Origin of the sequence: Halorhabdus salina (genome assembly GCF_013839425.1) — an archaeon.
Taxonomy (GTDB): domain Archaea; phylum Halobacteriota; class Halobacteria; order Halobacteriales; family Haloarculaceae; genus Halorhabdus; species Halorhabdus salina.
In genome coordinates this window covers 1-21,139 of sequence record NZ_JACDNP010000018.1, presented here as the reverse complement: position 1 = coordinate 21,139, position 21,139 = coordinate 1, and the positions used below count along the sequence as shown (strand labels likewise).

General features: G+C 61.8%; 17 protein-coding genes, 1 tRNA gene and 1 CRISPR repeat array. Of the genes, 9 read left to right on the top strand and 9 right to left on the bottom strand.

Features of this window, described 5'->3' with window-relative positions; translation table 11 throughout:
• Nucleotides 1–212 precede the first annotated feature (212 nt).
• Complete coding sequence (locus tag HZR20_RS14205) at nucleotides 213–1,547, top strand: hemolysin family protein (protein ID WP_181687402.1); 1,335 nt, start codon at nucleotides 213–215, stop codon at nucleotides 1,545–1,547.
• A 329-nt stretch (nucleotides 1,548–1,876) separates the two neighbouring features.
• Nucleotides 1,877–3,619 (top strand): dihydroxy-acid dehydratase, encoded by a 1,743-nt coding sequence (gene ilvD, locus HZR20_RS14200; protein ID WP_181687401.1) that lies wholly within the window; start codon nucleotides 1,877–1,879, stop codon nucleotides 3,617–3,619.
• Nucleotides 3,620–3,765: 146 nt separating this feature from the next.
• A CRISPR array of direct repeats spans nucleotides 3,766–5,063; the repeat unit is 31 nt; unit sequence GTTTCAGATGGACCCCTTGTGGGGTTGAAGT.
• A 1,296-nt stretch (nucleotides 5,064–6,359) separates the two neighbouring features.
• Here ilvD and HZR20_RS14195 read toward each other — a convergent pair.
• Nucleotides 6,360–6,434, bottom strand: a tRNA-Val gene (locus HZR20_RS14195).
• Between the two features lie 83 nt (nucleotides 6,435–6,517).
• On the opposite strand from HZR20_RS14195, the gene HZR20_RS14190 reads away from it, so the two are divergent.
• From HZR20_RS14190 to HZR20_RS14170, 5 genes are all read left to right on the top strand, one after another.
• Nucleotides 6,518–7,027: a DUF192 domain-containing protein gene (locus HZR20_RS14190; RefSeq protein WP_309484943.1), complete on the top strand. Its 510-nt coding sequence runs from the start codon at nucleotides 6,518–6,520 to the stop codon at nucleotides 7,025–7,027.
• A 44-nt stretch (nucleotides 7,028–7,071) separates the two neighbouring features.
• Nucleotides 7,072–9,039 (top strand): ABC transporter ATP-binding protein, encoded by a 1,968-nt coding sequence (locus HZR20_RS14185; RefSeq protein WP_181687400.1) that lies wholly within the window; start codon nucleotides 7,072–7,074, stop codon nucleotides 9,037–9,039.
• Nucleotides 9,040–9,161: 122 nt separating this feature from the next.
• Nucleotides 9,162–10,355: an FIST signal transduction protein gene (locus HZR20_RS14180; RefSeq protein ID WP_181687399.1), complete on the top strand. Its 1,194-nt coding sequence runs from the start codon at nucleotides 9,162–9,164 to the stop codon at nucleotides 10,353–10,355.
• Nucleotides 10,355–11,602, top strand: a complete 1,248-nt coding sequence (locus tag HZR20_RS14175) for an ATP-binding protein (RefSeq protein WP_181687398.1) — start codon at nucleotides 10,355–10,357, stop codon at nucleotides 11,600–11,602. Before HZR20_RS14180 ends, HZR20_RS14175 begins: the two co-directional genes overlap by 1 nt.
• 42 nt (nucleotides 11,603–11,644) lie before the next feature.
• Complete coding sequence (locus HZR20_RS14170) at nucleotides 11,645–12,361, top strand: creatininase family protein (protein ID WP_181687397.1); 717 nt, start codon at nucleotides 11,645–11,647, stop codon at nucleotides 12,359–12,361.
• A gap of 9 nt (nucleotides 12,362–12,370) precedes the next feature.
• Here the strand turns inward: HZR20_RS14170 and HZR20_RS14165 are convergent, their stop codons facing one another.
• The 4 genes from HZR20_RS14165 to HZR20_RS14150 form a co-directional block, all read right to left on the bottom strand.
• Nucleotides 12,371–12,790: a DUF5790 family protein gene (locus HZR20_RS14165; RefSeq protein ID WP_181687396.1), complete on the bottom strand. Its 420-nt coding sequence runs from the start codon at nucleotides 12,788–12,790 to the stop codon at nucleotides 12,371–12,373.
• 73 nt (nucleotides 12,791–12,863) lie between these two features.
• Complete coding sequence (locus tag HZR20_RS14160; protein WP_181687395.1) at nucleotides 12,864–13,907, bottom strand: DUF7544 domain-containing protein; 1,044 nt, start codon at nucleotides 13,905–13,907, stop codon at nucleotides 12,864–12,866.
• Between the two features lie 66 nt (nucleotides 13,908–13,973).
• Entirely contained in the window at nucleotides 13,974–14,315 is a 342-nt protein-coding gene (locus HZR20_RS14155) for a dihydroneopterin aldolase family protein (RefSeq protein WP_181687394.1), read from the bottom strand.
• Between the two features lie 151 nt (nucleotides 14,316–14,466).
• Nucleotides 14,467–14,697 (bottom strand): hypothetical protein, encoded by a 231-nt coding sequence (locus HZR20_RS14150; protein WP_181687393.1) that lies wholly within the window; start codon nucleotides 14,695–14,697, stop codon nucleotides 14,467–14,469.
• A 155-nt stretch (nucleotides 14,698–14,852) separates the two neighbouring features.
• On the opposite strand from HZR20_RS14150, the gene HZR20_RS14145 reads away from it, so the two are divergent.
• Entirely contained in the window at nucleotides 14,853–16,490 is a 1,638-nt protein-coding gene (locus HZR20_RS14145) for a GTPBP1 family GTP-binding protein (RefSeq protein ID WP_181687392.1), read from the top strand.
• A 22-nt stretch (nucleotides 16,491–16,512) separates the two neighbouring features.
• Here the strand turns inward: HZR20_RS14145 and HZR20_RS14140 are convergent, their stop codons facing one another.
• The 4 genes from HZR20_RS14140 to HZR20_RS14125 all read right to left on the bottom strand — a co-directional run bounded on the left by HZR20_RS14140 (nucleotide 16,513) and on the right by HZR20_RS14125 (nucleotide 19,601).
• Nucleotides 16,513–17,187 (bottom strand): HAD family hydrolase, encoded by a 675-nt coding sequence (locus HZR20_RS14140; protein WP_181687391.1) that lies wholly within the window; start codon nucleotides 17,185–17,187, stop codon nucleotides 16,513–16,515.
• A 65-nt stretch (nucleotides 17,188–17,252) separates the two neighbouring features.
• Entirely contained in the window at nucleotides 17,253–18,185 is a 933-nt protein-coding gene (gene mch, locus HZR20_RS14135; protein ID WP_181687390.1) for a methenyltetrahydromethanopterin cyclohydrolase, read from the bottom strand.
• Nucleotides 18,186–18,236: 51 nt separating this feature from the next.
• Nucleotides 18,237–18,554 carry a thiamine-binding protein gene (locus HZR20_RS14130; RefSeq protein ID WP_181687389.1) on the bottom strand — a complete coding sequence of 106 codons (318 nt, stop codon included), beginning with the start codon at nucleotides 18,552–18,554 and terminating at the stop codon, nucleotides 18,237–18,239.
• A gap of 51 nt (nucleotides 18,555–18,605) precedes the next feature.
• The gene (locus HZR20_RS14125; protein WP_181687388.1) at nucleotides 18,606–19,601 is read right to left on the bottom strand and encodes a PAS domain-containing sensor histidine kinase; all 996 of its coding nucleotides are present in this window, start codon (nucleotides 19,599–19,601) and stop codon (nucleotides 18,606–18,608) included.
• Nucleotides 19,602–19,802: 201 nt separating this feature from the next.
• Here HZR20_RS14125 and HZR20_RS14120 point away from each other — a divergent pair, with 201 nt between their 5' ends.
• On the top strand, nucleotides 19,803–20,351 hold the full coding sequence (locus tag HZR20_RS14120) for an NUDIX hydrolase (protein ID WP_181687387.1): 549 nt from the start codon (nucleotides 19,803–19,805) through the stop codon (nucleotides 20,349–20,351).
• Nucleotides 20,352–21,139: the final 788 nt, after the last annotated feature.

The following is a 21,139-nucleotide window of genomic DNA, read 5'->3' as shown; positions in this document are numbered from 1 at the left end:
AGTCACGTCGAACCAGAAACAGCCAAAAATTGGCTCCAAAGCTTCGCACGATGGTGGGACTCGCTAAACGAAACACGACCGAACGAGTGCGATCGACCACCGTCTCGACGCTCTCGGGCTCCGGGTAGCGTTCCGTCGATTTAAGAGACCGGCTCCCGAATCCCTGTTATGGTCACTCATCGCTCGAACAGCTGCCTCCCTCGGGAGCAACGATGGTAGACGTTGTCTTTTCGGTGGCACGGGTCCTCGCAGCGTTGTTTCTCGTCGTCCTGAACGGGTTTTTCGTCGCCTCGGAGTTCGCGTTCGTCCGGGTTCGGTCCACGTCGGTCGAGCAACTGGCCGCGGAGGGGCGTGCCGGTTCCGCCGCGCTCGAGGACGTAATGGCGAACCTCGATGACTACCTCGCGGCGACGCAACTTGGCATCACCATCGCGTCACTCGGCCTCGGGTGGATCGGCGAGCCGGCGGTGGCTGCGCTCATCGAACCAGTGCTCGAACCGGTGCTCTCGGGTGACCTCATCCACCTCGTTGCATTCGCACTCGGCTTTGGCTTCATCACCTTCCTCCACGTCGTGTTCGGCGAACTCGCACCGAAGACGATCGCGATTGCCGACGCCGAGCGTGTCTCGCTGCTTCTCGCGCCGCCGATGAAACTCTCGTATTACCTGTTTGCCCCCGGAATCATCGTATTCAACGGGGCCGCCAACGCCTTCACGAGTCTGTTCGGGGTCAAGCCGGCATCCGAGACCGACGAAACGCTCGAAGAGCGTGAGATCCGTCGCGTGCTGATGCGCTCGGGGGAGGAAGGCAACGTCGAAATGGCCGAAGTCGACATGATCGAACGGGTGTTCGATCTCAACGACACCGTGGTTCGAGAGGTGATGGTGCCCCGGCCGGACGTGGTAAGCGTCCCGGCGGATATGTCGCTGCCTTCCCTCCGGTCGACGGTGTTCGACACCGAACATACACGCTATCCGGTCGTCGCGGCCGATGACGCCGACCAGGTAGTTGGCTTCGTCGACGTCAAAGATGTGCTCCGTGCCACGGAAGCCGGGCCGGAGTCGGCAACTGCCGGCGATCTCGCACGCGAACTCGCGGTCGTTCCGGAGACGATGACAATCAACGAACTCCTCCTTGCGTTCCGGAACGAACAGCGACAGATGGCCGCCGTCATCGACGAGTGGGGCGTCCTCGAAGGGATCGCAACCGTCGAGGATGTCGTCGAAGCCATCGTTGGCGATCTCCGCGACGAGTTCGACACCGATCTCAACGAGCATTCGATACGCCAAAACGACGACGGTACCTACGACGCTGACGGGTCGGTCACGCTTTCGGTCGTCAACGACACACTCGACACAGCGTTCGAGGGCGACGGCTTCGAGACGCTCGGTGGACTGGTGATGGACCGCCTCGGCCAGGTCCCAGACATCGGCGACAGCGTCGAAGCAGGCGAGTACGTCATCGAGGTGTTGGACGTCGATGGCACACGGATTTCGGCACTCCGGATCAGAAGCGACGACGGCCAACAGGACACCCCAGCAAACTAATCCCTCGATCAACAGCAACCCCACCTGGCGATCGTTTGTCTGGCGAGACCCGGTGTCTCTCACAGTGGGTCCGTGCTCTCCCTGGTTCGAGTCGTCTCTCCCCGAATTGCCTCGTCTAAATTCGGCTGTGTCTAGCGATGACATGACCTGGGAGCAAACTATCGGAGTTTCCCGAGTGGCCGTCACGCGACTCGATTCAGCGACTGATCCGTTCGAGTGACTAGCCATCGATTGGTTTCAGCGACTGGTCTGGACGATGCACGGATGCGGAATCGGCGACAATCAACTCCACCGGGGTCTTTTTACTCGCTGCGAGGCACCTCTAGAGCATGTCCAACGACGACAGGTTCTCGCGTGACAAGGACGCGGACCTCCCGAGTACAGACGTCACCGAGGGGGCAGACAAGGCCCCCCACCGGGCAATGTTCCGCGCGATGGGCTACGACGACGCCGATTTCGACTCGCCCCTCGTGGGCATTGCCAACCCCGCCGCCGACATCACGCCCTGTAACGTCCACCTCGATGACGTGGCCGAAACGGCCTGGAACGGGACCGACGAAGCGGGCGGGATGCCCGTTGAATTCGGAACGATCACTATCTCCGACGCTATCTCGATGGGCACCGAGGGGATGAAGGCCTCGCTGATCTCCCGAGAGGTCATCGCCGACTCCGTCGAGTTGGTTTCCTTTGGCGAGCGCGTCGACGGCCTCGTGACGATCGGCGGCTGTGATAAGAACATGCCCGGGATGATGATGGCGATGATCCGGACGGATCTCCCCAGCGTCTTCCTCTATGGTGGATCTATCATGCCCGGCGAGCACGAGGGCCGGGATGTGACAATCGTCCAGGTATTCGAGGGTGTCGGTGCCCACGCCACCGGCGACATGGACGACGAGGAACTCGACGAACTCGAACGCAACGCCTGCCCGGGTGCGGGGGCCTGCGGCGGGATGTTCACCGCCAATACGATGGCCTCGATCTCGGAAGTGATCGGCCTGGCGCCGCTTGGCAGTGCCTCTGCACCTGCTGAAGCGGAGAGTCGCTACGAGGTCGCCCGAGAAGCCGGCGAGTTGGCCGTCGAAGTCATCGAGGAGCGTCGCCGTCCCTCTGACATCCTCTCCAGGGAATCCTTCGAGAACGCCATCACCCTCCAGACGGCGATCGGCGGCTCGACGAACGCCGTCCTCCACCTGCTGGCGATGGCCGGCGAGGCGGGCGTCAACCTGAATATCGAGGACTTCGACGAAATTTCCCGGCGGACGCCAAAGATCGCTGACCTCCAGCCTGGCGGCGAGAAGGTGATGAACGACCTCCACGAGATCGGCGGCGTGCCGGTTGTGCTCCGGCGACTGCTCGAGGCCGACCTGCTTCACGGCGACGCGATGACGATCACCGGCCGGACGCTGGCCGAGGAAATTGAGTATCTGGAAGAACAGGGTCGCCTCCCACCGGAGGAGGAAATCGACGCCGACTTCCTCTATCCCATTCACGAGCCCAAGGAACCCGAGGGCGCGATCAAGATCCTGACCGGGAACCTCGCACCGGACGGGGCGGTCCTGAAAGCGACTGGCAACGACGAGTTCTATCACCAGGGCCCCGCTCGAATCTTCGAGGACGAAGAGCATGCGATGAAGTACGTCCAGGAGGACCGCATCGAATCGGGTGACGTGATCATCATCCGTGGCGAAGGCCCGAAAGGCGGACCCGGTATGCGGGAGATGCTGGGCGTCACCGCCGCCGTCGTGGGCCAGGGCCACGAGGACGACGTGGCCCTGCTGACCGATGGGCGCTTCTCCGGCGGGACCCGTGGGCCGATGATCGGCCACGTCGCCCCCGAGAGTTTCGTCGGCGGGCCGATCGGGGCACTCGAAGACGGCGACACGGTGACGGTTGACATCCCCGAGCGCTCGCTCGACGTGGATCTCAGTGACGACGAAATCGAGCAGCGGCTCGAAGATCGTGAAGATCCCGAACCGACCTACGAGTCGGGTGTGCTCGCGAAGTACCACCGGGACTTCGACTCGGCAGCCAACGGCGCAGTGTCGAACCCCAGTGTGAAACGCGACGAATAACCACCACGTCCACTGTATTCGCGAGATTGCTCGACAAGTCTCTGCGTTTCCATCGACCCCCCGGGGTTTGCTGGTTATTGAGGGTCGACGAAAACACTATTGGCCAGGCCGGCAAATGAGGCGCTATATGGCCGGTTTCGGCCATGGTTTCAGATGGACCCCTTGTGGGGTTGAAGTGAGCTGTCGAACTGCATCGTGTCGATCTGGCTCTGGTTTCAGATGGACCCCTTGTGGGGTTGAAGTGAGGACTGGGAGGCGAGCAGCGACTACTCGAAAGGGTGTTTCAGATGGACCCCTTGTGGGGTTGAAGTTCGTACAGGACGCCGAACCCTTTCTGGAGAGTTTGTTTCAGATGGACCCCTTGTGGGGTTGAAGTATAATCTGTAGGAATAACGCCCCGAAGTGACCGGAGTTTCAGATGGACCCCTTGTGGGGTTGAAGTGAGGGTGTACGGTGTCGAATCGAAAGCCGAAGAGATGGTTTCAGATGGACCCCTTGTGGGGTTGAAGTTATCACTTCGGCCGCAACCCGAGCGTTACCACACTCGTTTCAGATGGACCCCTTGTGGGGTTGAAGTCATCTCTTGACGGACATGTGCGTGATGCGCTCCAGGTTTCAGATGGACCCCTTGTGGGGTTGAAGTAACGAGTAGTAGGCTGTCGGGCTCTGGCTGGCGTCGGTTTCAGATGGACCCCTTGTGGGGTTGAAGTTGGTCTCGACGGACACCTACTCAAAGATCACTGACGGTTTCAGATGGACCCCTTGTGGGGTTGAAGTGGTCGGCACCTCGAAGCTGGTTGGGCGCAAGAAGTCGGTTTCAGATGGACCCCTTGTGGGGTTGAAGTCAGGACTTCCGCGACCGCAACGAGCACGAAATCCTGGTTTCAGATGGACCCCTTGTGGGGTTGAAGTAACGAGGACACACTCGCCGCTGCTCAAGAGGCAGTTTCAGATGGACCCCTTGTGGGGTTGAAGTGATTCAGTGAGAACGCTGGCGAGAAGCACGAAGACCGTTTCAGATGGACCCCTTGTGGGGTTGAAGTGGGCGATCCGCGGCGAGGTCGTCAAGGCGACCGAGTTTCAGATGGACCCCTTGTGGGGTTGAAGTGACGGCAAAATCTCACTGAGCGGGTCTCCCGCTGCTGAGTTTCAGATGGACCCCTTGTGGGGTTGAAGTACGTGGTACGACGCGCTCGGACCGAAGCTCCCGAAGTTTCAGATGGACCCCTTGTGGGGTTGAAGTGATCGACGTTTCGTGCTCGAGGCAGAACTGGATGAAGTTTCAGATGGACCCCTTGTGGGGTTGAAGTCGAATTGAACTCCGGAAGCCAGGCTGTTTCAACCCCGTTTCAGATGGACCCCTTGTGGGGTTGAAGTGCTCATGGCCCCAACGTCACCCCCGTGATCGGCTGGGTTTCAGATGGACCCCTTGTGGGATAGAAGCCCGCCGCTCCCATCTGAGGGATCGAGGTTGCCACCCGTTTCAGATGGACCTCTGTGGGGTTGAAGCACTTCCGGCTGCGGGGGTAATCGCCGTCATCGGCACATTTCAGATGGGCCTCTTGTGGGGTTGAAGCACCGGCGTGATCGACGTCTTCAACTCGATCATCGGGGTTTCAGATGGAGCCCTTGTGGAGTTGCATCTCCGTTACCGCCGCCTTGGAACGTCGAGCGCTCGTTTGGACAATCCCCCATGTGATCGAATATTGGGTTGCTGATTCACCGATGAAAAATGGTTCACCGAAAATTTGAGTGCTGTGAGAATGATTATGATTGGAGAGACCCCTGGAGGAAATGTATTGTGCGGACGTGCTCTTTCGCTCCCAATAAATTGATTGGCACTCGTCTACAGGTACACTTTGGAATCCCCCGAGAAGCCGATCCCGTCCACGGACTGAACGGGTTCGACCATCGTGACCACCAATCTGACCGGCCAAAGAGAAGCCCAATCGCTGACTTCACGACCCGAAAGCCGCCAAAACGGCATACTTGCGATTCGTTCAGACGGTGAGTGGGTCCGGGCGTTCTCGTGAGCGCAGCAAACGAGGGCTCGGAAGAGCGGAGCTCTTCCGGCGTCCTGCCGAGCGGTAGTGAGGCAGGGCTCGTGGAACATGGTTGCACGGCGTCTTGCTGAACGACGTGAAGCAAGACTTGCGAGAGATACGCTCTCGCAGCGGATTTGAACCGAAGGAAGACGTGCTCACTCGCAATGCTCGTTGCGCGCGACTTCCGGGGCTCAAATCCTTTCGACCACATTTGCGGCTCGCGTATTTGCTCGCCGCAAAATATGGGTTAGGGCGGATTTGAACCACAGTCGCTTCCGTTCGCTCGCTGCCTCACGGCTACACCGTTCGGCTTTTCGAGGTCGCTTCGCGACCTCGCTCCGCTCGCTCACCTCCCGCTCCTTGCTTCAAATCCGCCGGCCGCCTTACACACGCGGCGCTCGAACATGAGCGCCGCGAGAAGTGCAGTGGGTCCGGGCGTCCTCGTGAGCGAAGCGAACGAGGGCTCGGAAGAGCGGAGCTCTTCCGGCGGATTTGAACCGAAGGAAGACTCACTTCGTTCGTCTTCCAGGGTTCAAATCCTCAGTCCCCATGCGGCGCTCACGAATTGTTCGCGCCACAGTGGGTCCGGGCGGATTTGAACCACGCCGAGACATTCTCGCTTCGCTGCGCGTGTCTCGTCTGCCTCAAATCCGCCCGGACCGCATTTGCGGCTCGCGGATTTGCTCGCCGTAAAATGGGTCCGGGCGGATTTGAACCACCGACCTCGGCCTTGTAAAGGCCACGTCATAACCAACCTAGACCACGGACCCGACACCACCACCTTCCCCATCTGACGAAATAACCCTTACTTTCTCACCCGAACGCTTTCACCTTCTCCACCCGTTTTCGGCGTGTGGATCGCACCCGGCTTGTCAACGGCCTCGTCGTCGTGCTGCTCGTCATCGCGGCCGCGATGGTCCTTGCCAGTCCGACTGGCCCGCTCGCTCCGTGGCTCCATCCCCTCGAGTACAGTGAGGCCACGGTCACGATTCAGGACGAAAACGGGACCACCCTTGCAGCCGTCGACGTGCGGGTCGCCGATACCGAACGCGAACGCTACGTCGGACTTAGCCAGACCGACCGCCTCCAAGCCGGCGACGGGATGCTGTTCGTCCACCCTGAATCCAGGTCCTACGCCTACGTGATGCGAAACATGTCTTTCCCGCTCGATATCCTCTTTATCGACGCTGACGGACAGATTACGACGATCCATCACGCACCAGTGGCCGAGGACCCAAGTGACCCGAATCGACGGTATCGCGGCCAGGGCCGGTACGTCCTCGAAGTCCCCTACGGCTGGACCAACGAGACGGGCATCACCGTCGGTGATCAAGTAGTAATTCCCGATTCCGTCCACGACTGAGACCTTCGACGGGCTTTTGAGCCACAGACCCCTGAGACGTTTCGATGGGTGTCTCCGACCTCGACGACGATGACGTCTTCGAGGACGTCCGCGACCGTGTCGACCGGCCGATGCGGCGGCTCTTTCGCGCTTACGGCTGGGAATACCGCTTCCAGTTTGCCATCGGCTTCGTCAGCAGTGTCGCCGCTCGAATCCTGGATCTGCTCCCGCCACTCTTGCTGACGGTCGCCATCGATGCCATCTTCGGCGACCAGGCCTACAGCCTCTGGCTGGTCCCCGACGCCTGGCTGCCCGAAACCCAGGGCGCACAGCTGTGGCTTACCGTCGGCATCATCGGGGCGGCGTTCCTGATCGGGGCGGCCTTCCACTGGACGCGCAACTGGGGCTGGAACTCCTTCTCCCAGAACATCCAGCATGATGTCCGGACTGACACCTACGACAAAATGCAGCGGCTGAACATGAACTTCTTCGCCGACAAGCAGACCGGTGAGCTGATGTCGATCCTCTCGAATGACGTCAACCGCTTAGAACGCTTCCTCAACGACGGCATGAACTCCTTCTTCCGCCTGTCGATCATGGTGCTCGGCATCGCCGTGATCCTCTTCTCCTGGAACTGGCAGCTCGCGCTGGTGACGCTCGGCGTCGTCCCCCTGATCGGATATTTCACCTACAAGTTCGTCGAGATCATCCAGCCCCAGTACGCCGAGGTACGCTCGTCGGTCGGACAGCTCAACTCGCGACTGGAGAACAACCTCGGAGGTATCCAGGTCATCAAAACCGCCAACACCGAGACCTTCGAGTCGGATCGGGTCGACGACGTCTCCGAAGACTACTTCGACGCCAACTGGGAGGCCATCAACACCCGGATCAAGTTCTTCCCCGGGCTCCGGCTGCTGTCGGGCGTCGGGTTCGTCGTCACCTTCCTCGTCGGCGGCCTGTGGGTGTTCACCTCCCAGACCACCGGCAGCGGGCCGTGGTTCTTCACGGGCACGCTCTCGGAAGGGCAGTTCGTCGGCTTCATCCTCCTCTCCCAACGGTTCATCTGGCCGATGGCCCAATTCGGGCAGATCATCAACATGTACCAGCGCGCCCACGCCTCCAGTGAGCGCATCTTCGGGTTGATGGACACGCCCAGCCGGATCGTCGAGGATCCGGACGCCGAACCGCTGGCGGTCACCGACGGTCGTGTCGAGTTCGACGACGTTTCCTTTGGCTACGACACCGAGAACGGGGCTGGCGACGGTGAGTATATCGTCGAGGACATCTCCTTTGACGTCGGCGGTGGTGAAACCGTCGCGCTAGTGGGGCCGACGGGGGCTGGCAAATCCACCGTCATGAAACTCCTCCTCCGGATGTACGACGTTGATGAAGGTGCAATCGAAATCGATGGGACCGACCTCCGTGACGCGACGATCCCGAGTCTCCGGCAGACGCTTGGCTACGTCAGCCAGGAGACGTTCCTGTTCTACGGGACGGTCCGGGAGAATATCGAGTACGGCACGTTCGACGCCAGCAAAGAGGAAGTCGTCGAAGCGGCGAAGATGGCTGAGGCCCATCGGTTCATCCAGAACCTGCCCGAGGGGTATGACACGAAGGTCGGCGAGCGCGGGGTCAAGCTTTCGGGTGGCCAGCGCCAGCGGATCGCCCTCTCACGGGCTATCCTCAAGGACCCGGAGATCCTCGTCCTCGACGAGGCGACCTCCGATGTGGACACCGAGACGGAGATGTTGATCCAGCGATCCCTGGACAAACTCACCGCCGATCGGACCACCTTCGCCATCGCGCATCGCCTCTCGACGATCAAGGACGCAGACCGGATCGTCGTCATCGAGGACGGTCGGATCGTCGAGCGTGGGTCCCACGAAGCATTGCTCACCGAAGACGGCCTCTATGCGAAACTCTGGGCGGTCCAGGCCGGCGAGATTGACGAACTCCCACAGGAATTCATCGAACGCGCTGCCGAGCGGCGCTCGCACATTGACGCCGACGAAGTGGAAGCTGACGACAACTGAACGGAGACAGTGTGAATGCGGCCCCAGGCGTGCGGACAGTAGAAATGTGACCAACGTTTTTAACAGAAGCCGGCTGAATTACAGCAAGCAGTGTTCGAACCGAACCGGCGCGAGTGTAACCCATGACGACACGATTCAGCTCCGGTCTCAGTGCAGCAGACGACGGCCAAACGGCTGGACGGACGGCCGCCGAGAGCGCGCTGGCCGACATTCCAGAGTCGGCAGATTTCTGCCAGGTATTCTGTTCCTCGGCGTACGATCCCGAGGCCGTCCTTGAGGGGGTCAAGAGCGTCGTGGGCGAGGATCCGTCGCTGATCGGCTGTGCGTCGACCGGCGAGTTCACCGAATCGGAGACGGCTGAGCGGGCTGTCGTCGTCGGCCTCCTCAAGAGTGAGACGCTTTCGATCACGACCGGCCTGGGGACCGGGCTCACCGAGAACGTCTCCGGAGCAGTGCGAGAGGCGCTGGCCGATCTCCCGACCGAATCCAGCGAGTATCCGTATCAGGCGGCGATTGTCCTCCACGACGGCCTCTCGGGGCTGGGCGAACAACTCGCACTGGTCGTCCAGCGCAAACTCGGGCCGCGAGTCAGCGTCGCCGGCGGTGCAGCCTCGGACAACTACGCCCTCGAATCGACGCCGGTGTTTTACGGGGAGACGATCGCCGACGACGCGCTCGTGGTCGCGTTCATCGAATCCGAGCGTCGCCTTGCCGTCACCGTCGATCACGGCCACGAACCGATTTCCGAGCCGATGACGGCGACTGCCACCGAGGGTAGTGTCGTCGCCGAACTGGATGGACGACCTGCCTTCGAGGCCTGGGCAGACGCTGTCAGAGAACCTGTCAAGAAACGCTTTGGCGTCGACATTGACGACTTAGACGGTGACTTGTCCGTTCTCACGAAGGTCATGGGCGAGTTCGAGTTCGGCGTCGATCAGGGAGACAGCTACAAGGTCCGGTGGCCCCGCGTCGAAGACCCCGAGAAACGCGAACTCACGTTCGCCGTTGACATCCCGGAAGGGACGGTATTTCGAGTGATGCACGGCCATCCCGACGATCAGATCACCTCCGCCGGGGGAGTCGCCCGCTCGGCCGTCGAAATGCTCGACGGGGACCCGGCTGGGGCGTTCGTCTATGACTGTGCGTGCCGGGAGATCATTCTCGACGATCGGTTCGACGACGCCGTCGCGGCGATCGACGACGAACTCGGCGTGCCGTTCTGTGGCTTCGAGACGTACGGGGAAACGTGCCTTCGAAAAGGAGAGACGAGCGGCTTTCACAACACGACGACAGTCGTGTTGTTGTTCCCGGCGTGATGGACCACGACGAACTCGTCGCCGAGTTTGCCCAGGCCGTCGGCGTCGAGAAAGCGAGTGCCGTCGTCGAGTCAGCCGCCGACTCGATCGGTCTCGGTGACCGCGACAGTTACGAGACGGGTGACGTGATCGACATCTGTGAGGCCATCCAGCAGCGGGAGTCGGGCTATCTGAGCATGATCGCCACCGAGGTTAGCGTCGACCTCCAGGCCGAACGCCGCTTCGAGACGCTGCTGGCGAACGTCCCGGAACCGGCCGTCGTCGTCGAGTTCGAGGCCGACGAGCCGATCGTCTCGATGGTCAACCACGCTTTCGAGGAGACGTTCGGGTACGACGCGACGGCGATCACCGGCAGTCGGCTGGAGGACTTGATCGTGCCGGGGGACGCGACCCTCTCCGCGCCAGCCCTGTGGGCTCGCTCGGCCGAGCAGTCGGGCACTGCGATCGAACGAGTGACGGCCGACGGCCAGCGCCGCACGTTCTTGTTCCGGTCGGCGATCGTCACCAGACAGTCCGGCGAGACCGAAGGCTACGGCATCTACACCGACATCACCGACCGCAAACGCCGCGAACAGACCCTCCAGCATCAAAACGAGCAACTCGAGCGGTTCGTCGACGTGATCTCACACGACCTGCGCAATCCCCTCGAAGTCTCGACGGGACAGATCGAACTCGCGTTGGCCGCGACTGATGATGCGGAGGTTCGCACCAGACTCGAATCCGCGCTCGACGCGAACGAACGCATGTCGGCACTGCTCGAGGACCTCCTTTCGCTGGCCAAACAGGGACAGGCCGTCGGTAACGCCGAGCGTATCTCCCTGCAGGCGGTCGCGCGTGATGCCTGGGAACACGTCGAAACGGGGAACGCAACCCTCCGGATCGATTCGGATCGCACCTTCGAGGCGGATCCGAGTTCGCTGTCGGGGCTGTTCGAGAACCTCTTCCGGAATGCGGTCGAACACGGGAGCGAACACCCGCCGTCGCCAGCCGGTGACGGTACAGCCGGGGGCAAACGCGGGGTGACGATCACCGTCGGATCTACCGATGACGGATTCTACGTGGCCGACGACGGCCCGGGGATCGACCCGGCGATCAGGGACCGGATCTTCGAGGAAGGCGTCACGACCAACGACGAGGGGACGGGGTTCGGGCTCTCTATCGTCGAGACGACGGCGGAAGCCCACGGCTGGTCGATCACGGCCGGGGAAAGCGAGAACGGCGGCGCTCGATTCGACATCAGCTTCTGATCGTACCGAAGTGTTTTGCCGGCTCGGCCGCCCGTGTGAGCCATGCAACTAGCCGACTGCACCTGGACTGACGTCGAGGGTGCCGAGACTTCGCTCGCCGTCTTACCGGTCGGCAGTACCGAACAACACGGGCCACACGCACCACTGGGTACCGACACCCTCGCCGCAGAAGCAGTCGCGGAGGCAGGGGCTGACGCCGTCGACCGGGACGTCGTCGTTGCGCCATCGATCTCCATCGGCGTGAGCGAGGAACACCGGGCCTTTGCCGGCTCACTCTGGGTAAGCGAAGACACCTTTCGGGCGTCCGTCCGTGAGACGATCGAGAGTCTCGCCCACCACGGCTTCGATCGGGTCGTGGTCGTCAACGGCCACGGTGGCAACGTCCCGGCACTTCGGGAGGTCTGTGCACGGATTTCTCGGGACGGCGACGCGTATGCCGTCCCGTTCACGTGGTTCGACGCGGTCGATCCCGACGATGTCGAGATGGGCCACGCCGGCCCGCTCGAAACGGCCTTGCTCGAACACGTTGCCCCCGAGTTGATCGACGCCGAAGCGAAAGAGACGGCCGGCGAGGACGCGGCCGACCGCTGGGGTGAGTGGGACGGAAGTGTCAATCTCGCTTACGACACGAACGAATTCTCGGACAACGGTGTCGTCGGCGATCCCGCCGACGGCGACGCCGCGTTGGGCGAGCAGTTGCTGGATACGGCCGCCGACGCGCTGGCGGCGCTGCTCGAACGCGTCGCCGAACGCGACTAACGGTGACGGTTATTCCTCGTCGGCTTCCTCACCAGTCGCTTCGCCAGCGGATTCGAGCGCGCTCTTCAGTTCTGGAATCGTACTCGTTAACTCCCCGACCTGCTCGCGGGCCTCGGTCAAGTCACCGACAATCCCCTCGAGTGCTTCGAGTTCGGCTTCGAGGTCGCCAGCGTCCTCGAAGGCGTCGGCGCGCTCGCCCATCGTGTACCACTTCTTGGCGTCCCGGAGGTGCTCTTCGGCGTCGCCGGGATCGACGCCCGACCGGAGCGCGTTGAGGACGCCAAGCGTGTTGTCGGCCTCGACAGCCCAGATGTCGGCCACGTCTGGTAGCGCATCCCGGGTGGCCTCGAGGTGTTGTTCGACATCCTCGCGCATTTCGCTTGCCGCTTCGCCAAAGAGGTCGTCGTCGTCGAGTGTCGTCTGGCTCATGTGCGGGGATTCAACCGCACTCCGGTTAAAAGGTTGCCCAAAACTGAAAGTGAAGGGAGCAGTCGGTATCTCGCTACGCTGTTCTCGACGGTCGCCGGTCGCCGAGCACATCGAATGCCTCGTTGGTGTCGCCAAGGACGAGCAGGGCGAACTGCCGGTGGAACACCTTGATCGGCACGTACACGACTGCCGCCGCGAGCAAGACGACCAGCAGATACAGGCCCAGCAGGACGACCAGGAGCACGATCGCACCGGCCGTGATGGTCCCGCCTTGCACGACTCCCAGCCCGACGGGCACGGCGACGATCGCAAAGGGGATCGCCAGCGCGATGGCAGCGATCCCGATGACGATACTTCCGGCGATCTCCGTGACGATATGGAGGCCAAAGGCCACCACGACGTACGTTCCGTACTGTTTCCACTGGCCGACCAGTGTCGGCCAGAACCGTCGCCAAGCGTCGAGCAAGCCACGATCCTCACGGCGCATAATCGGGACGACGAATTCGGTCGTGAAGCCGTTTGCCAGCGCTACCACGATACCGACCGCGATTCCGAGCGGGACGAGGACGAGTGCGCCGACCAACAGGCGCCCTCCCGACGGAACGACGATCTCGCCGGCCAGCAGTCCAGCGAAGACGTCACCGAACAGCAGTAGCGTGGCCCCGCCAAGCACGATCGCTGTCGCCAGTGCGAGCACGAGTCGGAACACGAACAACCGTAGCCCCTTCCCGGCATACCGCCGGGTGTATCGCCGGACGTGGATCTCGTTGGTCGAGAGCGATTCGACGAAGACGAACTCCATGATCGCGCCGACGGCACCCACGATGAGGCCGACCAGTACGACGGCGGCGATCGCACCGATGACGACGGCCACCGCTGTTGCGGAAAGTTCGGGGAACTCGACGGCGAGTTCGGGGAACTCCTCGTCCGGGACGGACCCGGCTGTCGCGGGCACGTTGCTCACACTTGATACCGCCGCGCCACCACCGCCCGTCCCGCCCAGCAATAAGGCAGCGATCACTGCCAGTCGTCCCCAGCGTCCTGCCGTGACGGGCGTGAGAAACGACCGCGTCATGTCGACGGCGTCGTCGATCCGCTCGATCGCAGCGAGGGCCATATCCGACGCTGGAACCCCACGCTCTTAGCTTTGGGCCACGGCTTCAGTTCCTGAAGCAGTCTACGATCACTCGACTTCGATCAGTTCCATCCGCGGATACCCGTCATCCATCATCATGATGGCTGTCACCTCGATGCCATCGTACTCGACGACGATCTCGACTTTGGCGAACTCGCCGGTGAATTCCGTGTATCCGACGTCAGGCTCGATTGCGTCCCGAATCGCTTCCAGTTGCATCTCGACGGTCACGTCCCGGCAGTGTGGCTGGTTCTCGATCGCGCTCTCGATAGCTGCCGCAAGATCGGGCGCACTCTCGGGGCTGATCGGCGTCCCGGCGAACTGGTGGTACAGCGAGCCGAACTTGATCCCGAGTTCGAAGGCGGCCTCTTGGGGGTCGGTCGGTGCCATGTTCTCTCTGTGCGGGCGATCGTCAAAACGGCTTGGTAGCGGACGGCGACGAGGCGGAACGTGGCAGTTGCGAGGGGACGCTGCCTCTCGATCTAGATAGACGCGACGCTCGCGAAGGTACGTGTCTGAATATCGGTTGATGACCAGCCGCTTATTCGCCAGCGAGCCCGGTCATCGGCGATGCGCCGGCGACGATCGCACCCGTCGAGAGAAGCGCTGCTGACAGTGTCACGTAATCAGCAGTTGGTTCGAGTCCCGCCAGGTTCGCCCCGACATCCACGATGAACACGGTGACGAAGAAACTCAGCACCGCGAACACTAACAGTACCAGGGCCGCGATGACGCTCGCGACTAACCCGCCAAACGAGTTGAGTATACTCATGATTATATCATGATACTTCTGTATCGAGATTTATAAAGCCCCGTCACGTTCGCGTTCGTCGACTCACGGCAGGTGACAGAGTGAACTCGTCGTTTAGCCACTGACTCGACCAGATTCGGGGAAGGTTTTTGGTGGCACCCCCGTTAGCGATCCGCATGAATCCCGACCGGGCCGTCCTCGAAGGTGCGATCGATCGTGGCGAGCGGGAGGGCGGCAGCGTCGAGTTCAAGGAACGGCTCACACGGAACCTCCACCTGACAGAGGGGCGACTGGAGAGTCTGGCCGCACAGCTCCGCCATCGTGTCCTCTCGGGCGACGGCGAGGCGACGTACGTCGTTGGCGTCACCGACGAGGGGGCCATCGCAGGCATCGACCCTGACGACTTCTCCGAGTCCATGGACGTGCTCTCCCTGCTTTCCGAGGAGGCCGGCGCCCACATCGAGGACGTCGAGACGTGGGGCGTCGACAGCGAAGGCAACGCAATCAGGGGCCAGAGTGGAGAGCGTGGTATCGTCGGCGTCGCCACGATCCGTGAGGGCACAGTCTTAGAAGACGACGAACACATCGTCGTCGGGACGGCCGGCCACGTCGATCACGGCAAGTCGACGCTCGTTGGCTCGCTGGTCACCGGCCAGCCGGACGACGGTGAGGGCGGGACCCGATCCTTCCTCGATGTCCAGCCCCACGAGGTCGAACGCGGGCTCTCGGCGGATCTCTCGTATGGCGTCTACGGGTTCGATGAGGCCGGCCCGGTCCGGATGGACAACCCGGACCGGAAGACCGATCGCGCCCGCATCGTCGAAGAGGCTGACCGACTCGTGAGTTTCGTCGACACCGTCGGCCACGAACCCTGGCTCCGGACGACGATCCGCGGCCTCGTCGGCCAGAAACTCGATTACGGCCTCCTGACTGTCGCCGCAGACGACGGGCCGACGAAGACGACCCGTGAACACCTCGGTATTCTGTTGGCGACCGATCTGCCGACGATCGTCGCGATCACCAAGACCGACCTCGTCGACGACGAACGCGTGGCCGCGGTCGAACGCGAGGCCGAGGGACTGTTGCGTGACGTCGAAAAGACCCCGCTCGCCGTCGATCGACACGGAGCCGACGCCGCCGTCGAAGAGATTTCCGAGACTGTCGTGCCCGTGGTGCGGACCAGCGCCGTCACGATGGACGGACTCGACACGCTCGATGACCTCTTCGAGCGGTTGCCCAAGACCGGCGGCGACGAGACCGCCCAGTTCCGAATGTACGTCGACCGGAGTTACAACGTCACGGGCGTCGGCGCCGTCGCCTCGGGAACGATCAACGCCGGTCGCGTCGAAGCCGGCGACGAACTCCTCCTCGGACCGATGGCCGACGGCTCCTTCCGGGAGGTCGAGGCCCGTTCTATCGAGATGCACTACCACCGCGTTGAGGAAGCCCAGGCTGGCCGCATCGTCGGGATTGCACTGAAGGGTGTCGAAGAGCAGGACGTCGAGCGTGGGATGGTGCTGCTGCCGCGCGAGGCCGACCCCCAGCCAGTCCGGGAGTTCGAGGCCGAGGTGATGGTGCTCAACCACCCGACGCGGATCGGCGACGGCTACGAACCCGTCGTCCATCTGGAGACAGTCAGCGAGGCCGCCGCGTTCTACCCCGAAGGCGGCCAGCTGCTGCCGGGCGACAGCGGCCGGGCACGCGTTCGGTTCAAGTTTCGGTCCTATCTCGTCGAAGAAGGCCAGCGCTTCGTCTTCCGTGAAGGGCGCTCGAAGGGCGTCGGGACGGTGACGGACGTGACCGGTGTGGAGTAGGTAATTTCTCAGCGACGCCGATTCAGACTCGCCACGGCTCCTCGGCCACTTCGTGCATAGACTCGATTCGATAGTCCGGTATCGGATCCGGATCGATGTCGCTGTTGCCGTCGAGCCACACGGATCGAACGCCAGCGTTGTTCGCCCCCGCGACGTCACTTTCCAGTGAGTTCCCCACGTGGACGCTCCGACTGGCGTCGACTCCCAGCTGCTCCAGTGCGACGTCGAACGGTTCGGGATCGGGTTTGTACGGCGCGTCATGTCCGCCGTGGACCACTGTTTCGACGCGACCGTCGACGCCTAAGCCAGCGAGCTTCTGGGACTGCATCCACGGGTCGCCGTTGGTGACGATGCCGACCCGGTAGCGCTCAATCATTCGCTCGAACGCCGTCTCGGCACCGGGGAGAAACCGGACGTTGGTCTGGTCGCGTTCGGTCGCGTACGCTTCAGCGATAGCGCGACCGACGTCGGGGTCCCGCTCCGATTCTTCGGCGAAGGTACTGAAACAGCGTCGACGGACACCTCGGATGTCGTCGCCCGGTTCGACGAATTCGCCGAACCGGCGCTGGTAATCAGTCACTTCGAAGAACGGCTCGACGCCCACTCGCTCGAAGGCCGCGCTCAGCACATCACTCGATGGCCGGCAGTATTCACAGAGGGTGTCGTCCAGATCGAACAGGACGGCCTCAATGGTCATTAATCGATGAGAGGGGCGGGGAACTGAAAACGACTCCGAATGGCTGCCGAGTCACTTCCGGGCCGCTACACGCCGAAACTCTCGGCCAGCACGTCTTCGTTCGTTTCGCCGTAGGTTGTCGTTTCGCCGCCGATCACGTCGATCGTCACCTGGGCCGGACCGAAGACGGTCGCCGGCAGTTCCTCGAAGTCCCACTCGGCCGCCTCGAAGATTTCCTCGAACGGTTGCCCGTAGTCCGCGTTTGCCGTCGAGGGAACCTCGTCGAAGCGGTCGAACGTCGACTCGACGGTCACGTGGACCTCGCTGCCATACGCCAGTGCGTCGTTCGTGCGGGCCATCGCGGCCGATTCGCTCTCGGCGACGGGCGCGACCGGGGCGAATCCAGACACTGAGTGAATCTCTTCCGGGTCGTATCCCAGTTCGAACAGCCGATAGACGGCGAGTTCCCCCGCGCGGGCGGCCGCCGAGACGCTGCCGGTGATCGACGCCGTCGCGTAGGTCGGCAGGAAGATGCTGCTCTCGCCGACGCCAGCCAGCTCGGCGACCTGCGCGGCCGCCGCCTCAGTCGGCATTGCATCGGCTTCGACGGCCAACACGCCGAAGTCGAAGGCTTCGGCGTACCCGAGTCGGTCAAACACGTCTTCCCTGGCGACGAGCGCACGCGCTGGCCCGCTCCCTAACCCCTCGAAGTCCTCCGTTGCCAGTTCCCAGCCACTCTTCTGTGCACAGAGCAGGGCCAGTGACGGGTGGTCGGTCGTCACCTCCACGTGCGGGAGCGTTGCGTCGCCGACGGCTTCCAGCCGCGACGTGACAGAGGCCAGGCCGCCGGTCTGGATCTCGGCCAGCATCAGTCCCGCTTCGACACCACCGGGATGGGTGACGCCGAAGTCAAGGACTGTCGTGTCGTTATCCAAGCGATACTCCACGATGCCGAGTTCGTCGGCGAAGTCGATGGCCTCGTCGACGAGTTCCGTGGCCATCCGGTTGAGCTGGTCCATGTACACCGTTCGGTCCGGGGGATTGAAAACCCACGTGCAACCGGCGGGTCCTTACTCCTCGAAATCCTGCTCGGGATCGTGACCCAACTCCTCGGCGACGGACTCGACTTTCTCCCCGGCGGCCTGTTCGACCGCGCGCTTGTCGTCGATCTTGAGGAACGTCTCGACGCGGTCGGCGTCGACCGCCGCGTGGGCATCAGCGGCGGCCCCAAAGAGGTCCGCCGGGTCCTCGGCCTCGATGATCGTGCCCATCGGCGTCGTCTGGTAGCCAACGTCGTGGTCTTCGATCGCCGCAACTGCCTTGGCGACCTCGCCTGACATGCTGCCTTCGATGACCGGTGCCACGCTCAGGAATCCAAAGGCCGTCATGTGTGGCAATTCCGGCGCGATCGTCAAAGAACCGGCGGTCCGCGGTGGCGTTCACTCCGCTCCAGTCCGAAACTCGAAGCGTGCGCCGCCGTCTTCACTGTCGGTCACCGAGATGTCCCAGCCGTGGGCGGTGGCAATCCGATCGACGATTGTCAGCCCGACGCCCGTGCCCCCGTAGCCACTCGTGTACCCGTGTTCGAACACTGATTCTCGATCGGCGGGCTCGATCCCACTGCCGTCGTCGGCCACGTAGAATCCGTCCGGGAGCGATCCGACCATGACGGTCACGTCCGCACCACCGTGCCCGATCGCGTTCGTGAACAGGTTCTCCAGCAACGTCTGTAGTTTCCCGGGATCGGCCTGGAACCGTCCAGCGTCGGTCTCGTGTAACGATGCCTCGCGTGTGTCGATTTCCGCCCAGGCGTTCCGGCTGATCGCTGCGAGATCGACCGTTCGAATCTCGTCGACGTCATCACCACCACGGACGACCGTCAGCAGATCGTCGGTAATCGCTTCGATCCGCTCGAGGGACTCGAGGGCAGTCTCGACCGAGCCCGAGTCGTCGTTCGCCTGGAGCAGTTCGAGGTGACTCATCGCGACCGACAGCGGATTGCGCAGATCGTGACTGACCATGCTCGCGAACTGATCGAGGCGCTCGACCTGTGCCTCGAGCTGCTGTTCGCGTTCGACGTATTCCGTGACGTCCGAGGAGAGGCCGGCGAGGCCGACCACCTCGCCGTCCTCGCGGACGGGGACGCCAATGGTCTCGAGCCAACGCTCGTCGTCGCCGCTGCCGACCTGTACTTGCAGGACGTACTCTCGTTCGGTCTCACCGGCGGCAATGTCTTGGCCGATTTCGGCCAGCCACTCTCTGGCCGCGGCCTGATTGTCAGGGTGGACGACCGTCGCCGGGTCGCAATCAGGAGATACCCCGACGACCGACTCGTAGGCTGGATTCACGTAGACGATGTCCGACAGGTCTGCGTCGAGCATCCAGACGACTTCCGTGAGATGGTCGACGATCTGTCGGAATGGATCTTCGCCCATTTCTCCGTATCTATCACTTCTGACGCACGGTGTTGAATGTGCGGATTCGTCTTCTATTGGTCGTGACGCGAGTGGTCTGTCTCGATTCTGATAGGCACGTCGGGTGGTGAGACGCCCGGGAACTCATCGAGCACGGTGGTGAGTCCGACTTCGCGGATCGCTTCCGTACTCGTTTTATCGTTGCTGATTCGACGATAGCATATGACTGATAACGACCTCGCGTGGGAGACAGTGGACAGCCGCGTCGCCTACAGCTGTGACGGATTCGACATTTACAACGAAGACGTGCGTTTTCCGAACGGCCAAACGGGCGAGTTCGACTACCTCTCGGAGAACGAAGCGGTCGTCGTGCTCCCGTTCACCTCGAACGACGAGGTCGTCGTCATCGATGAGTGGCGACAGCCAGTCAAGCGGGTCAACCGCGCGCTCCCCGCCGGATCGATCGAGGCCGACGACGCTGATCGAGAGACTGCGGCGCGGCGCGAACTCCGCGAGGAGACCGGCTACGAGGCCGGATCGGTCGAACACCTGACGACGGTCGAACCCGCCAACGGCTTCGCCGACTCGGTGTTCCACTACTTCGTCGCCCACGACTGCGAGCCGACTGCCGAGCAGGACCTCGACGACAACGAGTCGATCCACGTCGAGACGACCACGTTTGAAGACCTGGTTGCGGCCGTCCGCGAGGACGACCTACGTGACGGCCGGAGCGCGCTGGCTGTGCTGTACTATCAACTGTTCGAACGGTAGTTCGATCCTGAAAGGCTGCCGGTAGGACTGTATGCTCAAATCTCGCTTCTCGTACTACACAACGCAGGAATCGCGACGCGACGAGACGCGTCGCTTGGTAGTTTGCGTTGAAGAAGGTGCGACGGCCGAGAGTGTGCTGAGCGAAGCGAAGCACACGTTGTGAGACGAACGTTGTGAGTCTCACAGCAGTGAGCGAACGCGACGCGTTCGCGAACGCCGATCAAATTTTGAACTGCGCGAAAATGACTCTTTTCACCATATTATTTGTCCTCACGCGCGAAATACGCTAAAGACCTCTCTCATTTCCAGGCATTGCACGTTGAAGTAAAGTATGAAGCAGAGTAGTAATGCTAATCGTTGACTTTCTTGACGGTGCCGATTAAAACTGAGTTCGATTAGAATCTCCAATATCACTGTAACAGAGATCTGCAATATATTGGTATCGTACATTTTCATATTTGCTGTGTAGTACACGAAGTGGGGGCCGATTTTGCTTATGAGGTCACCGATACCCCGATTATTGCCCCCATGGCGACCTGACCGCCACCTTCCGAGGTGACGGGCTTGTCCGTTTCGTTGGACGTTGTTTCAGCCAACAAGACACACCACTTGGTGTATCAGGGTATTTCGGTTTGTATATCTCCCATTCATCTGTCCCAATACCGTCATATCTGTATATAGTATCTAAATAATATAGTAATGATGACATTACCAAAATTGATATAGCAAAATATAATAAAAAGTGGGTGAAACAACATTTTGCGATGAAACGAAAAAGTTTGTCAAGG

Excerpts from the sequence above, each read along its gene's own strand:
- HZR20_RS14170 (WP_181687397.1), top strand. The coding sequence starts at position 11,645 with ATGCAACTAGCCGACTGCACCTGGACTGACGTCGAGGGTGCCGAGACT.
- mch (WP_181687390.1), bottom strand. The coding sequence starts at position 18,185 with ATGGACCAGCTCAACCGGATGGCCACGGAACTCGTCGACGAGGCCATC.
- HZR20_RS14155 (WP_181687394.1), bottom strand. The coding sequence starts at position 14,315 with ATGGCACCGACCGACCCCCAAGAGGCCGCCTTCGAACTCGGGATCAAG.
- HZR20_RS14175 (WP_181687398.1), top strand. The coding sequence starts at position 10,355 with ATGGACCACGACGAACTCGTCGCCGAGTTTGCCCAGGCCGTCGGCGTC.
- ilvD (WP_181687401.1), top strand. The coding sequence starts at position 1,877 with ATGTCCAACGACGACAGGTTCTCGCGTGACAAGGACGCGGACCTCCCG.
- HZR20_RS14180 (WP_181687399.1), top strand. The coding sequence starts at position 9,162 with ATGACGACACGATTCAGCTCCGGTCTCAGTGCAGCAGACGACGGCCAA.
- HZR20_RS14165 (WP_181687396.1), bottom strand. The coding sequence starts at position 12,790 with ATGAGCCAGACGACACTCGACGACGACGACCTCTTTGGCGAAGCGGCA.
- HZR20_RS14145 (WP_181687392.1), top strand. The coding sequence starts at position 14,853 with ATGAATCCCGACCGGGCCGTCCTCGAAGGTGCGATCGATCGTGGCGAG.
- HZR20_RS14160 (WP_181687395.1), bottom strand. The coding sequence starts at position 13,907 with ATGGCCCTCGCTGCGATCGAGCGGATCGACGACGCCGTCGACATGACG.
- HZR20_RS14120 (WP_181687387.1), top strand. The coding sequence starts at position 19,803 with ATGACTGATAACGACCTCGCGTGGGAGACAGTGGACAGCCGCGTCGCC.
- HZR20_RS14205 (WP_181687402.1), top strand. The coding sequence starts at position 213 with ATGGTAGACGTTGTCTTTTCGGTGGCACGGGTCCTCGCAGCGTTGTTT.
- HZR20_RS14125 (WP_181687388.1), bottom strand. The coding sequence starts at position 19,601 with ATGGGCGAAGATCCATTCCGACAGATCGTCGACCATCTCACGGAAGTC.
- HZR20_RS14130 (WP_181687389.1), bottom strand. The coding sequence starts at position 18,554 with ATGACGGCCTTTGGATTCCTGAGCGTGGCACCGGTCATCGAAGGCAGC.
- HZR20_RS14185 (WP_181687400.1), top strand. The coding sequence starts at position 7,072 with ATGGGTGTCTCCGACCTCGACGACGATGACGTCTTCGAGGACGTCCGC.
- HZR20_RS14140 (WP_181687391.1), bottom strand. The coding sequence starts at position 17,187 with ATGACCATTGAGGCCGTCCTGTTCGATCTGGACGACACCCTCTGTGAA.
- HZR20_RS14150 (WP_181687393.1), bottom strand. The coding sequence starts at position 14,697 with ATGAGTATACTCAACTCGTTTGGCGGGTTAGTCGCGAGCGTCATCGCG.